The 14870-nt window shown below is 70.6% G+C and carries 13 protein-coding genes and 1 tRNA gene; 8 read left to right on the forward strand and 6 right to left on the reverse strand.

Annotated elements, in window-relative coordinates; translation table 11 throughout:
* Positions 1 to 49: 49 nt before the first annotated feature.
* A complete protein-coding gene (locus AOM04_RS04310) occupies positions 50 to 784 on the reverse strand; it encodes a phosphoadenylyl-sulfate reductase (protein WP_082104375.1) in 735 nt (244 codons plus the stop codon).
* On the reverse strand, positions 781 to 2568 hold the full coding sequence (locus AOM04_RS04315; RefSeq protein WP_304512006.1) for a nitrite/sulfite reductase: 1788 nt from the start codon (positions 2566 to 2568) through the stop codon (positions 781 to 783). Before AOM04_RS04315 ends, AOM04_RS04310 begins: the two co-directional genes overlap by 4 nt.
* A gap of 402 nt (positions 2569 to 2970) precedes the next feature.
* Between AOM04_RS04315 and AOM04_RS04320 the strand changes: the two genes are divergently transcribed.
* The 3 genes from AOM04_RS04320 (at position 2971) to AOM04_RS04330 (ending at position 5913) form a co-directional block, all read left to right on the forward strand.
* Positions 2971 to 4365 (forward strand): FAD-dependent oxidoreductase, encoded by a 1395-nt coding sequence (locus AOM04_RS04320; protein ID WP_062462880.1) that lies wholly within the window; start codon positions 2971 to 2973, stop codon positions 4363 to 4365.
* A gap of 200 nt (positions 4366 to 4565) precedes the next feature.
* Positions 4566 to 5441 carry a zinc metalloprotease HtpX gene (htpX, locus tag AOM04_RS04325; protein WP_062462883.1) on the forward strand — a complete coding sequence of 292 codons (876 nt, stop codon included), beginning with the start codon at positions 4566 to 4568 and terminating at the stop codon, positions 5439 to 5441.
* 112 nt (positions 5442 to 5553) lie between these two features.
* On the forward strand, positions 5554 to 5913 hold the full coding sequence (locus AOM04_RS04330) for a nuclear transport factor 2 family protein (protein WP_062462886.1): 360 nt from the start codon (positions 5554 to 5556) through the stop codon (positions 5911 to 5913).
* Between the two features lie 39 nt (positions 5914 to 5952).
* Here the strand turns inward: AOM04_RS04330 and AOM04_RS04335 are convergent, their stop codons facing one another.
* Positions 5953 to 6600: a dihydrofolate reductase family protein gene (locus AOM04_RS04335; RefSeq protein WP_062462889.1), complete on the reverse strand. Its 648-nt coding sequence runs from the start codon at positions 6598 to 6600 to the stop codon at positions 5953 to 5955.
* A gap of 288 nt (positions 6601 to 6888) precedes the next feature.
* On the opposite strand from AOM04_RS04335, the gene AOM04_RS04340 reads away from it, so the two are divergent.
* Positions 6889 to 7194: a helix-turn-helix domain-containing protein gene (locus AOM04_RS04340; protein WP_062462892.1), complete on the forward strand. Its 306-nt coding sequence runs from the start codon at positions 6889 to 6891 to the stop codon at positions 7192 to 7194.
* A complete protein-coding gene (locus tag AOM04_RS04345) occupies positions 7187 to 8371 on the forward strand; it encodes a type II toxin-antitoxin system HipA family toxin (protein WP_062462895.1) in 1185 nt (394 codons plus the stop codon). Before AOM04_RS04340 ends, AOM04_RS04345 begins: the two co-directional genes overlap by 8 nt.
* A gap of 65 nt (positions 8372 to 8436) precedes the next feature.
* Here AOM04_RS04345 and AOM04_RS04350 read toward each other — a convergent pair whose 3' ends face one another.
* On the reverse strand, positions 8437 to 8928 hold the full coding sequence (locus AOM04_RS04350) for a YajQ family cyclic di-GMP-binding protein (RefSeq protein WP_062462897.1): 492 nt from the start codon (positions 8926 to 8928) through the stop codon (positions 8437 to 8439).
* Positions 8929 to 9052: 124 nt separating this feature from the next.
* Here AOM04_RS04350 and AOM04_RS04355 point away from each other — a divergent pair.
* Positions 9053 to 9134 (forward strand) — tRNA-Tyr (locus AOM04_RS04355).
* 167 nt (positions 9135 to 9301) lie between these two features.
* Here the strand turns inward: AOM04_RS04355 and AOM04_RS04360 are convergent.
* Both AOM04_RS04360 and AOM04_RS04365 read right to left on the reverse strand, forming a co-directional pair.
* Positions 9302 to 10753: a sugar porter family MFS transporter gene (locus AOM04_RS04360; protein ID WP_228373610.1), complete on the reverse strand. Its 1452-nt coding sequence runs from the start codon at positions 10751 to 10753 to the stop codon at positions 9302 to 9304.
* Positions 10754 to 10927: 174 nt separating this feature from the next.
* Positions 10928 to 12355 carry an NAD(P)/FAD-dependent oxidoreductase gene (locus AOM04_RS04365; RefSeq protein WP_082104377.1) on the reverse strand — a complete coding sequence of 476 codons (1428 nt, stop codon included), beginning with the start codon at positions 12353 to 12355 and terminating at the stop codon, positions 10928 to 10930.
* 203 nt (positions 12356 to 12558) lie between these two features.
* On the opposite strand from AOM04_RS04365, the gene AOM04_RS04370 reads away from it, so the two are divergent.
* Together AOM04_RS04370 and AOM04_RS04375 are read left to right on the forward strand one after the other, a co-directional pair.
* Positions 12559 to 13731 carry a polyamine ABC transporter substrate-binding protein gene (locus AOM04_RS04370; RefSeq protein ID WP_228373611.1) on the forward strand — a complete coding sequence of 391 codons (1173 nt, stop codon included), beginning with the start codon at positions 12559 to 12561 and terminating at the stop codon, positions 13729 to 13731.
* The gene (locus AOM04_RS04375; RefSeq protein WP_062462906.1) at positions 13715 to 14869 is read left to right on the forward strand and encodes an ABC transporter ATP-binding protein; all 1155 of its coding nucleotides are present in this window, start codon (positions 13715 to 13717) and stop codon (positions 14867 to 14869) included. Before AOM04_RS04370 ends, AOM04_RS04375 begins: the two co-directional genes overlap by 17 nt.
* Position 14870 lies beyond the last annotated feature (1 nt).

Genomic DNA, 14870 nt, shown 5'->3' on the forward strand with positions numbered 1-14870 from the left:
GTCAACCCTTGTCCGTCGACGCGCGGCTCATGCGCGCGACGCGAGACGCTCATCCGACGTGGATGCCGCACTCCGTCTTGCCGGTCCCCGACCACCGTCCGGCGCGCGCGTCCTCGCCCGGGGCGACGGCGCGCGTGCACGGCTGGCAGCCGATGCTGAGGAAGCCCTGCGCGACGAGCGGGTTGCGCGGCAGGCCGTTGGCCTCCTGATAGGCCTCGACCGCCGCATCGTCCCAGAACGCGAGCGGGTTGATCTTCACGAGGCCGTGGCGCGCGTCCCACGACACGACGGGCATCTCCGAGCGCGTGGCGGCGTCGACGCGGCGCGCGCCGGTGACCCACGCGCGGTACCCGCCGAGCGCCCGCTTGAGCGGCTCGACCTTGCGCAGCGAGCAGCACAGGCCGGGGTCGCGCGCGAACAGGTCCTTGCCATGCGTGGCGTCCTGCTCCGCGACGGACTGCTCGGGCTCGACGTTGACGATCGTGATGTCGAACGCCGCGGCGGCCGCGTCGCGCGTGGCAAGCGTCTCGGCGAAGTGGTAGCCGGTCTCGAGGAACAGCACGTCCACGCCCGCGAGCCGGGTCCCGAACATGTGCGGCAGGATCGTGTCCTGCATCGACGCGGCGATCGTGAGGTCGCGCCCGAACGTCGCGACGGCCCAGTCGGCGATGTGCGCCGCGGACGCGGTCTCGAGGCGGGCGTTGACCTCCGCGCACGTCTCGGCGTTCCACTCTGCGGGGTTGAGGAGGGTGAGCGAGGCGGTGCCCAGCCCGGGGATGCTCATCGGATCAGCTCCTCGTCCACGCGGAACGCCCAGTCCGCGAACTGCTCGCCGTCCTCGCGCGTGTCCAGGTAGTTCTGGGTGACGCGCTCGACGTACTCGGGCATGCCGTGCTGGGTGACCTTGTGGGCGCGGATCTTGCGCCCGAAGTCGTTGTCCTCGCCGCGGCCCAGGCGGCCGCCGAGGTGGACCTGGAAGCCGGGCACCTGCTCGCCCGTCTCCTCGTCCAGCACGAGCTGGCCCTTGAAGCCGATGTCGGCGATCTGCACGCGGGCGCACGAGTTCGGGCAGCCGTTGACGTGGACCGTGATGGGGTTGTCGAGGGTCGGGAACTTCTGGTCCAGCACCTTGACGACCTCGCGCGCCGTGGCCTTGGTCTCGACGATCGCGAGCTTGCAGTACTCGATGCCGGTGCAGGCGATGACGTTGCGGTGGAACTCGCCCGGCTCGGACTCGAGCTCGAGGGCGCGCAGCCCGTTGACGACGTCGCTCACCCGGTCCTCGGGGATGTCGAGGATGAGGATCTTCTGCAGCGGCGTGAGGCGGATGCGGTCCGAGCCGACCGACTCCGCGATGTCCGCGATGCGCTGGAGCTTGGTGCCCGAGATGCGGCCGGCCACCGGCGCCACGCCCACGTACCAGCGCCCGTCCTTCTGGCGGTGGATGCCGACGTGGTCGCCGCGGTCGCCGGGGGAGGCCTGCTTCGGGGCGGGACCCGGCGGCAGCTCGTAGCCGAGGTAGTCGTCCTGGAGGACCTTGAGGAACTTCTCCGGGCCCCAGGCCTTCACCACGAACTTGAGGCGTGCGCGGGTGCGCAGGCGGCGGTAGCCGTGGTCGCGGAAGATGCTGATGACGCCCTTCCACACCTCGTGCGCGAGCTCGGGCTTGACGAACACGCCGAGCCGGACGCCGAGCATCGGGTTCACCGAGAGGCCGCCGCCGACCCACAGGTCGTAGCCGATCCCGAGCTGCGGGTGCTCGACGGCGACGAACGCGATGTCCTGCACCTCGTGGAGGATGTCCGGCACGGGCTGGCCGGTGAATGCGGTCTTGAACTTGCGCGGCAGGTTCGAGAACTCGGGGGAGCCGATGTACAGCTCCTTGATCTGCTCGATCTGCGGGGTCGGGTCGATGAGCTCGTCGGCGGAGACTCCCGCCACGGGGGAGGCGAGGATCACGCGCGGCACGTCGCCGCACGCCTCCTCGGAGCCCAGGCCCACGGCCTCGGTGCGGCGGAAGATCTCCGGGACGTCCTCGATGCGGATCCAGTGGAGCTGGATGTTCTGGCGGTCGGAGACGTCGGCGGTCTCGCGGCCGAACTCGCTCGAGATCAGCCCGATCTCGCGGGCCTGGGCGACGCTCAGCTGGCCGCCGTCGGAGCGGACGCGGAGCATGAAGTACTCGTCGTCGAGCTGGTGCGGCTCGAGGATCGCGGTCTTGCCGCCGTCGATCCCGGGGCGACGCTGGGTGTAGAGGCCCCACCAGCGGAAGCGGCCGCGCAGGTCCGTCGGCGGGATCGACCAGAAGCCCCACTTGGAGTACATCGTCTCGATGCGGTGGCGGACCAGCAGCGGGTCGCCGGTCGCCTTGAACTCCTCGTTGGGGTTCAGCGGCGTGCGGTCGCCGGAGGCCCACTGGCCGTCCTTCGCCGCGGTGTCCTTGCGTGCGGCGGCCTCGCGGGTGCGGATGAGCCGGGCCTCCTCGCGCTGCCGGCGGCGCTCGTCGGCGTCGCCGTGCGGCTGCGGGGCGGGGGTGGCCGCTCCGGTGTGCTCGGTGGTGGTGCTCACTTGCTGCTCCAGGTGGGGACGAGGAGGGAGCTGCGGCGTGGCGAGGTTGCGCTCGTCAGGCCGAGCGCCCTGGATTGTTGGGGACGATCCGTGGGCGGCTCAGGCCGACAGACACATGGCACAGCGAACGCAGCACATCGGTGCAACGCGGTTCGCCGGGGTAGCCATGGGCGCGATCCTGGCACACGACGAGGCGGTTTGGGAACCCCCCGAGGGACGATGCGGTTCGTACCAGCGCGCGCGGCTACCAGGGTGGATGCCCCCGGGGGTGTGCGGCCTCCGCGGCTTGACGGGGCGGTGCAACCCCGTGTCTATACTCTGGTGCCGTTCGCCCGGTGCGGGCGTGGCGAGCACGCAACCCCCTCCCCGGACACCCGCCCAGCAACTGACGAGGAGACCGTCGTGACCACCGAGCGCCCGCTCCGTGTCGCCATCATCGGCGCCGGCCCGGCCGGCACGTATGCCGCCGACATCCTGTCCAAGACCGACCTCGACGTGTCGATCGACATCATCGAACGGCTGCCCGCGCCCTTCGGCCTCGTGCGCTACGGCGTGGCCCCCGACCACCCCCGGATCAAGCAGATCATCGTGGCGCTCGCGAACGTCCTCGGCCGCGGCGACATCCGTCTGCTGGCCAACGTGAACATCGGCACCGACCTCACCCTCGACGACCTCCGCGAGCACTACGACGCGGTCATCTTCGCGACCGGCTCCTTCAAGGACGCCGACCTCGACATCCCTGGTATCGACCTGGATGGCTCGTACGGTGCCGCGGACTTCGTGTCGTGGTACGACGGTCACCCGGACGTCCCCCGGACCTGGCCGCTGACGGCCTCCGAGGTCGCGGTGCTCGGCGTCGGCAACGTCGCTCTCGACGTCGCCCGGATCCTCGCGAAGCACGTCAAGGACCTCATGCCGACGGACGTCCCCTCGAACGTCGTGGAGGGCCTGTCCGCGTCGCCCGTCACGGACGTCCACGTCTTCGGGCGTCGCGGTCCCGCGCAGGTGAAGTTCTCGCCGCTCGAGCTGCGCGAGCTCGGCCACGTGCCCGACGTCGACATCGTCGTGTACCCCGAGACGGACTACGAGTTCGACGAGGCCTCGATGGAGTACGCCGAGACCAACAAGCAGCAGAAGCAGGTTGTCAAGACGCTCACCGACTACGCGCTCAAGGAGCCCGGCACCGCGTCGCGGCGCATCCACCTGCACTTCCTCCAGAGCCCGCACGAGGTGCTGGGCGAGGACGGCAAGGTGGCCGGCCTGCGCGTCGAGCGCACCGCGCTGCAGGGCGACGGCAGCGTCAAGGGCACGGGCGAGTTCATCGACTACCCCGTGCAGGCGGTCTACCGCGCGATCGGCTACTGGGGCACCGAGATCGACGGCATCCCGTTCAATCCCGCGAAGGGGACCATCCGCAACGAGGGCGGCCGCGTGGTCGACGAGTCGGGCGAGGGCCTGCAGGGCTACTACGCGACCGGCTGGATCAAGCGCGGTCCCGTGGGCCTCATCGGCCACACCAAGTCGGACGCCTCGGAGACCATCGCGAACCTCGTCGAGGACGCGCCGTCGCTGTACGCCGAGACCAAGGCGACCCCGGCGGGCCTCAGCCCCGACAACGTCCTGCGCCTGCTCAAGTCCCGCGGCGTGCCCGTGGTGCAGTGGGAGGACTGGGAGATCCTCGACGCGCACGAGCGTGCCGTCGGCGAGCCGCACGGCCGCGAGCGCATCAAGGTGGTGCCCCGCGAGCAGATGACCGAGATCGCGCTCAGCAGGGCGTCCCACAACGCGACCCTCTGACGATTCCCAATGACAGATGTGAACCGTGGGGCCGATGTGACGGGAGACCGTCGCATCGGCCCCACGCGCATCATCCGCACCATCTGTCATTGGAAGTCGTCGGTGACACCGCGTGTCGCGATGGCGTGGGACGATTCCCCCGAGGGGGGAACCGGCACCGGCTGACGCGCGTTCTCCGTCCGAGGGAAAGCGGAGGCGACGTGGGTAGGAAGTACTTCAACGGGCTCAAGACGACCGGTCTGTTCGTGCTGCTGTGGGCGGTGATGCTCACGCTCGGCACGTTCATCTCGGGCGGCCAGTACCTGTGGATGTTCGCGCTGCTGTCCGTCGCCGGCACCGCGTTCGGCTACTGGAACTCCGCGTCGCTCGCGATCCGGGCCATGCACGCGCGACCCGTCACCGAGGTCGAGCAGCCCGCGATGCACCGCATCGTTCGCGAGCTGTCCCGCGAGGCCAACCAGCCCATGCCGCAGCTCTACGTGTCGCCCACCGCCGCGCCCAACGCGTTCGCGACGGGCCGCAACCCGCAGAACGCCGCCGTGTGCTGCACCGAGGGCATCCTCGGCCTGCTCGACGAGCGCGAGCTGCGCGGGGTGCTGGGCCACGAGCTCATGCACGTGTACAACCGCGACATCCTCATCGGCTCCGTCGCCGCCGCGTTCGCGGGCATGATCACGGCGGTCGCGCAGATGCTGTTCTTCTTCGGCGGCGGCCAGTCCAACCGCGAGAACCCGCTCGGGGCGATCGGCCTGCTCGCGATGCTCATCCTCGCGCCGCTCGCCGCCTCGCTCATCCGGATGGCGATCTCGCGCACCCGGGAGTACGACGCGGACCAGGACGGCGCGTCGCTCACCGGCGACCCGCTCGCGCTCGCCTCGGCGCTGCGCAAGCTCGAGCAGGGCACCCGCGCGCGCCCGCTCAAGGACACCCCGCAGCTCGAGAACGTGTCCCACATGATGATCGCCAACCCGTTCCGCGGCGAGGGGCTCGCCAACCTCTTCGCCACCCACCCGCCCATGGACCAGCGCATCGCGCGCCTCGAGGACATGGCGCGCTCGGGCGGCTACCAGCGCTGATCTCCCCTCGCTCGCGCGGCCGCTCGCCGCGCCCGCGACGCCGTCCGGGGGGATGATGCTGGAAGGTGCCCGTGGTCGCGGCGCACCGAGGCGTGGACCCGGGGAGGGCGCGATGCACGAGGTGGAGAGGCTCGAGCGGGCGGGCTGGGAGGCCCGCTCCGGCGGCGATCCGAGGGCGTTCTTCGAGCGCGTTCTCGCGCCCGACGCGGTGATGGTGCTGCCCGACGTCGGCGTGCTGGAGCGCGACGAGGCGATCGTGGAGGTCGCGACCGCGCAGCCGTGGAGCGTGCACCGGCTCGAGGAGATGCGGCTCGTGACGCCCGCGGAGAACGTCGCGATCCTGCTGTACCTGTCGCGCGCGATCCGCTGGGACGTCGAGCACGTCGCCCGCACCGCGAGCACCTACGTGCTCGACGGGCACTCGTGGCGGATGGTGCTGCACCAGGAGACCCACGTCTCCCACCCGTCCTGACGGGCGCGGGCGCCCGCGTGGAGACGATGCGCGTGGCGGCTACACGCGCGGCCGTCGGTCGAACGTGACGTGCGTGACGCCGCTCGGGGTGCTCGTCGCGGCGATCGTGAACCGCTCCTCGAGCCCCTCGAGGCCGTCCCACAGGCGCTCGCCGCGGCCGAGCACGATCGGCACGATCACGACGTGCAGGTGATCCACCAGGTCCGCCTCGAGGAACGCGCGCACCGTGGTCGGCCCGCCGCCCAGGCGCACGTCGAGGCCGGGCGCGAGGTCGCGGGCGGCGGCCAGCGCATCGTCCGGCGACGCCTCGAGGAAGTGGAAGGTGGTCCCGCCGACCTCGAGCGGCGGCCGCGCGTGGTGCGTGAGGACCACCACCGGCGTGTGGAACGGCGGCTCCTCGCCCCACCAGCCGCGCCAGTCGGCGTCCTCGTGCCACCCGGGCGGGCCGAACTTGCGCGCGCCCATGATCTCGACGCCGATGCCGTCGCCCCAGCGGCCCGCGAACGCGTCATCGGGCGTGGGCGGCTCGCCCGGCTCGCCCTGCATCGCCTTCCAGGTGGCCGTGCGCATGAACCAGCCCATGAGGCGCATGCCGGCGTGCCCGAAGGGGGCGTCGAGGCGCTGGTCGGCGCCGGTGCCGAAGCCGTCGAGCGAGATCGCGAGGTTGTGGACCCGTACCGAGGACATGGGGGCAGTCTCACACCGGTCGCGGGACGATGCGCGGTGCGCGGTGCGCGGAAGGTGACGTGGCGACCGCGGTCGGCTCCCTGCCGGGCTCACGTGACACGCGCGCGCTCCGGTCCCGCGCCGATTCACGACCCGCCCTGCGTCGCCCGAGAGCGCCGCGGGAGCCTGTTGGCGGAGGAACCCTCTCGAGCATCCGCGTGCTGTGAGATGGGCGTCGTGCCATTAGCATGAAGAAAAGTTCATCTCAAAGCCTTTTACATCAAGAATCGGCGATGTAAACTTGCTTGCATGTCGATGACTCCGATCCCGGTCAGGCGCTCCCTGCGCACCATCGGGCAGAACCTTGCGAACCAGCGCAAGCTGCTTGGCCTGACGGCCAAGATGGTGGCCGAGCGCGCGGGCACGACGCCCCCGACGATCAGCAAGCTCGAGAACGGTGAGGGCACGTCCCTGGAGATCGCCCTGCGTGTGATGCGTGTCCTGGGGCTCATGGACACCGTGGTCGCGGCGACCGATCCGTTCGCCACCGAGCGCGGCCGACTGATGGTCGACGAGAAGCTCCCCGATCGCGTGCGCGTGCGCCGCGATGGCTGACGTCTACGAGGTGACCACGGTCGTCGGGCGCGAAGAGGTGCTCGCGGGCCGCATCTACCGCACCCGGACCGCCGGCTCTTTCGAATACGACTCGGGCTACCTGCGCCTGCGCGCCGCGTTCGCTCTTGCCCCGGCGCTCGGGCTGTTCCCGGGTGCCCAGCCGCTGCTGCCGAGCAACCCGTTCAGCGACTCCGCGCCGGACACCTGGGGGCGCAAGGTTCAGAATCGTGCGGCCGGCCGCCGCCTCGACGAGTTGACGCTGATGCTCGGCGTCAATGATGAGGGGCGCCAAGGGGCTACGCGTTTCTGGGGTGACGGAGTTGCGATGGCTGCCGGCGATGGCGTGCCCGTCGAGGCCGATCTGGCGGACATCATCCGCGTCGCCGACCAGATCGAGCGCGGCGAGACGGACATCGACGAGGTCGCCGTGCGACGCCTGTTCCGGGCGACCGGCTCGCTGGGCGGAGCACGGCCCAAGGCGAACGTGAGGATCGGCGCCGACCTCTGGTTGGCGAAGTTTCCCAAGCCGGTGGGAGACGACTGGAACGTGATGGCGTGGGAGGCCGCGCTGCTCGACACGATGGCGTCGGCCGGGATCGACGTCCCGCCGCACACGACCAAGCGGGTCAGCGTCGACGGCGTCGAGCGCACCGTGCTGTTCCTGAGGCGATTCGACCGCACGGCTGACGGAGTCCGCGTGCCCTACATCTCTGCCATGACGGCACTGGAGGCGAACGATGGCGACGGCGGCGACTGGGTCGACGTCGTCGACTTCGCCCAGGTCGCCGGAGCCGATACGACCGAGCTGTGGCGCCGGGCCGTGTTCGGGGCTCTCGTCGGCAACCTCGACGACCACCTCCGCAACCACGGCTTCCTGCGCCGCGCAACGGCGTGGGAGCTCGCGCCCGCCTTCGACGTGAACCCGGAGCCGCTCGGCGACGGGAACGCTCACCAGCTGGCGCTGATGGGCACCCGCGAGCTCGCGCTCGACTCGCTCATGACGAAGGACGCGCTCGGCCTGTTCGGCGTCAAGCCATCAGCCGCGGGAGCGTTCCTCGATCGACTGCGACCGGTCATGGCGTCCCTGCCGCGCTGCGCCGCAGCCCACGGTGCGGACACGCACTCCGTGGCCGTGATGAGCTCCCGCGTCGAGGCCGCCGTCGCCGCGATCGGGTGAGCCGTGCGGCCTGGGTGAGCCGCCCGTCCGCGGACCTGACGGGCGGCCCCACCACGCGGCGCCGATCAGCGGAAGTTGACGAACTGCAGCGCCGCGTCGACGTCCGCGCCCTTGAGCAGCGCGATCGTCGCCTGGAGGTCGTCGCGGGACTTCGAGGTCACGCGCAGCTCGTCGCCCTGGATGAGCGCCTTGACGGACTTGGGGCCCTCGTCGCGCACCAGCTTGGTGAGCTTCTTCGCGACGTCCTGCGCGATGCCCTCCTTGACCTTCGCGACCAGGCGGAACTCCTTGCCGGACGGCACGGGCTCGCCCCACTCGAGGGCCTTCATCTCGATGTTGCGCTTGGCCAGCTTGGAGATGAACACGTCGAGCACGGCCTTGACGCGCTCGGGGCTGTTCGCCTTCATGAGGACGTCCTCGCCCGAGAACTCGATCGAGGCGCCCACGCCCTTGAAGTCGTAGCGCTGCGCGATCTCCTTGTGGGCCTGGTTGAGGGCGTTGTCGACCTCCTGGCGGTCCACCTTGGACACCACGTCGAAGCTGCTGTCGCCTGCCATGTCTCCTCCTCGGATGCGCCGCGGTGGCGGCGCTGTCGGGTGCGAATTGCGGCCCCGGGGCGCGGATTAGCGCCCGGGGCCCGATCGTTGCTATCCTTCCATGCGCGCCGCGTTGCGGTGCATCGGCAGGTTGCCCGAGCGGCCAAAGGGAGCTGACTGTAAATCAGCCGTCACTGACTTCGGGGGTTCGAATCCCTCACCTGCCACAAGAAGCGGAAGAGCCCCTCCTTCGGGAGGGGCTCTTCCGCGTCATGCCGCCGTCGGTCACGCCGCAACTGTGAGGATCCACCCGCGAAACGAGCGTGGTCTCCGGGGTGGATTCTCAAAGTTGACGGGACAGGCCCGCGCGGGCCGCGCCGCATCGGGCCGCGCGCTACATCGACTCCCGCACGAACTGCCCGCGGTGCACCTTGACGTCAGCGTCCATCGCCTCGAGCTCCATGCCCTTGGTCTCCGGCACCCGGAAGTACACGAACAGCAGCGACAGCAGCGCCATCGACGCGTAGAAGCCGTACGCGAACGTCAGCCCGATCGAGGCGAAGCCCGGGAACGTCACCGTGATGAACCAGTTGGCCAGCCACTGCGCGGCCGCGGCCACGGCGAGGGCGGTGGCGCGGATGTTGTTGGGGAACATCTCACCGAGCAGCACCCACACCACGGGCCCCCATGTGGCGCCGAAGAACACGACGAAGGCGTTGGCGGCGATGAGCGCGATGGTCCCCCAGGCGCCGGTGAGGGTCGCGTCGCCCGCGTCGTTGACGGTCGCGTTGGCGAACGCGACCGCCATGAGCCCCAGCGCGACGGTCATGCCCGCCGAGCCGATGAGCAGCAGCAGGCGGCGGCCGATGCGGTCGACGAGCGCGATCGCGATGATCGTCACGACGATGTTGGTGACCGACGTGATGGTGGAGGTGAGGAAGGCCTGGTCCTCGTCGAAGCCGACCGACTTCCACAGCGTGGTCGAGTAGTAGAAGATCACGTTGATGCCCACGAACTGCTGGAACACCGACAGCAGGATGCCCGTCCACACGATGGGGTGCAGGCCGAGCGCGTGGCCCCGGAGGTCCTTGAGGGAGCGCTCCTCGTCCTGGCCCATCGACTCGCGGATCTCGGCGATCTTCGCGGACGCGTCGGTCATGCCGGTGTACTGCTCGAGCACCTCGGCGGCCTCGTCGTCGTGGTGCTTGCTCACCAGGTAGCGGGGCGACTCGGGCAGCCGCAGCGCCGCCATGCCGTAGATGACCGCGGGGATCGCGGCGACGAGGAACATCCAGCGCCACGCCTCGAGCCCGAGCCACAGCTCCTGGTCCGCGCCGTCCGCCCACAGCGCGAGCAGCTGGTCGCTCAGGAGGGCGGCGAAGATGCCCAGCACGATCGCCATCTGCTGGAGCGATCCGAGCCGGCCGCGGAAGCTCGACGGCGCGACCTCCGCGATGTACGCGGGCGCGATCACGGACGCGGCGCCGATCGCGAGGCCGCCGATCACGCGCCACAGGATGAGGTCCCACACGCCGAAGGCGAGGCCGGACCCGAAGGCGGAGATGAGGAAGAGCAGCGCGGACAGCACCATCACGCGGATGCGTCCGTAGCGGTTGGCGATGGTGCCCGCGAACCACGCGCCGACCGCGCAGCCGAGCAGCGCCGCCGCGACCGCGAAGCCCGTGAACGCGTCCGAGAGCGCGAACTTGCCCTGGATGGAGTCGACGGCGCCGTTGATGACGGACGAGTCGAAGCCGAACAGGAAGCCGCCGAGAGCGGCGCCGATGGAGATCGCCACCACCCTGCGGTGGAGGCGTTGCTCGTTGGGGGAGGAGGGCTCGCTCACGTTCGTCTCCAATCGCGGGCCGCGCCCGTGCGGGCCCTTCGAGTTCCACTCTGACGCCGTGCCGCCGTCGGCGCGACCGATACGGCCGAAACTATCGTGGATGGGGTGCCCGGGCGCGGCGAGCGCGTCCTGGCCGCGCGCATCGTCCCTGCTGGGCGGCGCGGACGCGGGCGGTCAGTGCCCGCCCATGAACGGCGCCATCACGCGCGCGGCGACGCTGTCGCGGCCCGTGATCCGCTCCTCCGCGTCGGCCACCGACATCGCGCGCAGGCCCGCGTTGACCCCGAGCCAGCGGACCGGCTCCGGCTCCCACCGGCGCGAGCGGTGGCCCACCCACGGCAGGCTCGTGAGGTCGGTGGCGTCGCCGAGCACCAGGTCGCGCAGCGTGCGGCCCGCGAGGTTGGTGGTGGTGACGCCGTCGCCGACGTAGCCGCCGGCCCACCCGAGCCCCGTCACGGGGTCGAGCCCCACCGACGCGTGCCAGTCGCGCGCGATCCCGAGCGCGCCGCCCCACCGGTGCGTGATCTCGACGTCGCGCAGCACGGGCAGCATGCCCACGAGCGTCTCGTGGAGCGCGCGGTGCGCGGCGGCGGCGCTCGAGGCGTCGAGGCGGGTCGAGGAGCCGAGGCGGTAGGGCGCGCCGCGGCCCCCGAAGACGATGCGGTCGTCGGCGGTGCGCTGCCCATAGATGATGAGGTGGCGTCCGTCGGTGAACGTCTCGCGGCGGCGCAGCCCGATCGCGTCCCACATCGCGGCGGGCAGCGGCGCCGTCGCGATGATGAGGGAGTGCACGGGCACCACGTCACGGGCGTGACCGGGCAGGCCCGCGGTGTAGCCCTCGGTCGCGCGGATGACGTGCGCGGCGGTGAGGGTGCCGCGGTCCGTCTCGACGCGATGGGGGACGATGCGCGTCGCGGCGGTCAGCTCGTGGACCCTCACCCCGCGCTCACGGACGGCGCGCACGAGCCCCCGCACGAGGCGGCCGGGGTGCACCGCGGCGCAGTCGGGGGTGTAGGTGCCGCCGAGCACGCCCTCCGCGGCGAGGTGCGCGCGGGCCTGGTCGGCGTCGAGCAGCGCGAGCTCGTCCTCGCCGCGGCCCCACGTGCGGGCCTCGGCGACCTCGTCGCGGGCGCGGGCGAGCTGGGTGGCGGTGCGGGCGAGGGTCACGGTGCCGCCCTTGGCCAGGCGGGCGTCGATGCCCTCGGCCGCGGCGACGCGGATCACCTCGTCGACGGAGGCGCGCATGGCCGCGTGCTGGCGCAGGGCCGCGTCCCGGTCGGCGCCGCGGGCGAGGGTCGCGAGGGAGCTGGGGAACAGCGCCGACGCCCAGCCGCCGTTGCGTCCTGAGGCGCCGAAGCCGGCGATCTCGGCCTCGACGATCGCGATGCGCAGATCCGGGCGCGCCGCCGCGAGGTAGTACGCGGTCCACAGCCCCGTGAAGCCCGCACCGACGATGGCGACGTCGACCTCGCGGTCCCCGTCGAGCGCATCGGTCGCGACCAGGTCGTCGTCCGCCGTGTCGAGCCAGAGGGACACCGACGCGTAGGCGCGGGCCCGCGCCGAGGGGTCCGTGGGGGCGGCCTGGGGGGAGGGTCGATGCATGGTTCCAGTGTGACGAGGACCACGCCCGAAACATGGTGGCAATACGCCCGCCCGGACAAGTCGTTTCGTGCGCGTAAATTCTCCGGGCAAAGCGGCCGATAACCTGCGTCAACCCGTTGTTCACCCCTTGTTGAACCCCAGGGGGGATGCCACTATCACGGTCATCGACGCGCCATGGGGCGCCGTGACCTGAGGAGGCGACTGTGGCGGATCCGTCAGTCCCCCGCGCCGGCGTGAGCCGGCGCAACATGCTCATGGGAGGCGCGATCGGCGCGGCGAGCCTCGCCACGCTCCCGTTGTTCTCGACGCCCGGACGCCAGCAGGACCCGCTGTCGTGCGTCGCTCCCGACATCTCGGACACCGACAAGCGGTTCATCATCTCGAACTGGCCGGAGTACATCGACGCGGACGACGACGGCTACAAGTCGACGCTCACGCTGTTCGAGGAGCACTACGGCATCAAGGTCAAGTACGTCCCGGACGTCAACGACAACATCGAGTTCTTCTCCAAGGTGGTCAACCAGCTCGGCGCCTGCCAGTCGACCGGCCGCGACATGTTCGTGCTGACCGACTGGATGGCGGCCCGCATGATCAACATGGGCTGGATCCAGAAGCTCGACAAGGCCAACGTGCCCAACCTCGACAAGAACCTCATCTCCTCGCTCCAGGGCGTGGGCTGGGACCCGAAGCGCGAGTACTCGGCGCCGTGGCAGACCGGCTTCTCCGGCATCGCCTACAACAAGTCGCTCGTCGGCGAGGTCCGCACGATGGACGAGCTGCTCACGCGCTCCGACCTCAAGGGCCGCGTCACGATGCTGACCGAGATGCGCGACACCATGGGCCTGATGCTCCTGTCGGACGGCGCCGACCCGTCGAACTTCACCGACGACCAGTGGAACAAGGCCCTCGACAAGCTGCGCAAGGCGCGTGCCGACGGCCAGATCCGCGCCTTCACCGGCAACGAGTACATCAACGACCTCGCGGCCGGCAACATCGCGGCGTGCGTCGCGTGGTCCGGCGACGTCGCCGCGGCCGGCGACGAGAACCTCGTCTTCCTGCCGCCGGACGAGGGGATGATGGTCTGGTCGGACAACATGATCGTCCCGAACCTCGCGCAGCATCAGCGCAACGCCGAGCGCTGGATCGACTGGTACTACGACCCCAAGATCGCGGCCCTGCTCGCCGCGTACGTCTGGTACGTCTGCCCGGTCGAGGGCGCGCAGCAGGAGATGGAGAAGATCGACCCCACGCTGGTCGACAACCCCCTCATCTTCCCCACCAAGGAGTACCTCGCGTCGACCCACGGGTTCATGGCGCTCGAGGAGTACCAGATCCGCGACTACGAAGGAGCCTTCTCTGATGTCACAGGTGTCTAGCGGGACCGGGCGCGACCTGCGCCTCAGCGGGCTCCAGAAGACCTACCCCAACGGCTTCACCGCCGTGCACGACCTCGACCTGGTGGTCCCGCAGGGATCCTTCTTCGCGCTGCTCGGCCCGTCGGGCTGCGGCAAGACCACCACGCTGCGCATGGTCGCCGGCCTCGAGACCCCGACGGCCGGCTCGATCACCATCGGCGACGCGGACATCACCCACGCGAAGCCGTACAAGCGCCCGGTCAACACGGTCTTCCAGAACTACGCCCTGTTCCCGCACCTCAGCATCGCGGAGAACGTCGAGTTCGGCCTCAAGCGCCGCAAGGTCGCCGACTCGCGCGCCCAGGTCAAGGCGATCCTCGAGCTCACCGAGCTGGCCGAGCAGGCGGCCAAGCTGCCCACGCAGCTGTCCGGCGGCCAGCAGCAGCGCGTCGCGCTGGCCCGCGCGATCGTCAACCGCCCCGAGGTGCTGCTCCTGGACGAGCCGCTCGGCGCGCTCGACCTCAAGCTGCGTCGCGCGATGCAGGTCGAGCTCAAGCGCATCCAGGAGGAGGTCGGCATCACGTTCGTCCACGTCACCCACGACCAGGAGGAGGCCATGTCGATGGCCGACACCGTCGCGGTGATGAACCAGGGCGTGATCGAGCAGATGGGCTCGCCGTACGACCTCTACACCAACCCGCACACCACCTTCGTGGCGAACTTCCTCGGGCGCTCCAACCTCATCAAGGGCACCGTCGTGGGCCGCGAGGGCGCGGGGGACGATGCGGTGGTCAAGGTCGACATGCACGGCACCATCGCCACGATCAAGGCGTCGAAGGTCCACACGGACTCGAAGGACGGCTGGCTCGGCATCCGCCCCGAGAAGGTCCTCATCCAGCCGGCCGGCACCGCGATCGACGCCCCCGGCAGCTCCATCTCGGGCGGCGTCGTGACGGACGCCAGCTACCTGGGCGTCTCGACCGACTACACGGTCCGCATGCCGTGGGGCCAGGAGATCATCTGCTTCGAGCAGAACACCGGTCGCCGCGGCGGGCTGATCCCCGTCGGCACCCAGGTCGACGTGTCGTGGCGCCCCGAGTTCGCGTTCCTGCTCGACGCGTCCCAGGACGCCGACGCGGGCATCGTCGAGGAGGACTAGC

Origin of the sequence: Demequina soli, from assembly GCF_000971195.1 — a bacterium.
GTDB lineage: Bacteria > Actinomycetota > Actinomycetes > Actinomycetales > Demequinaceae > Demequina > Demequina soli.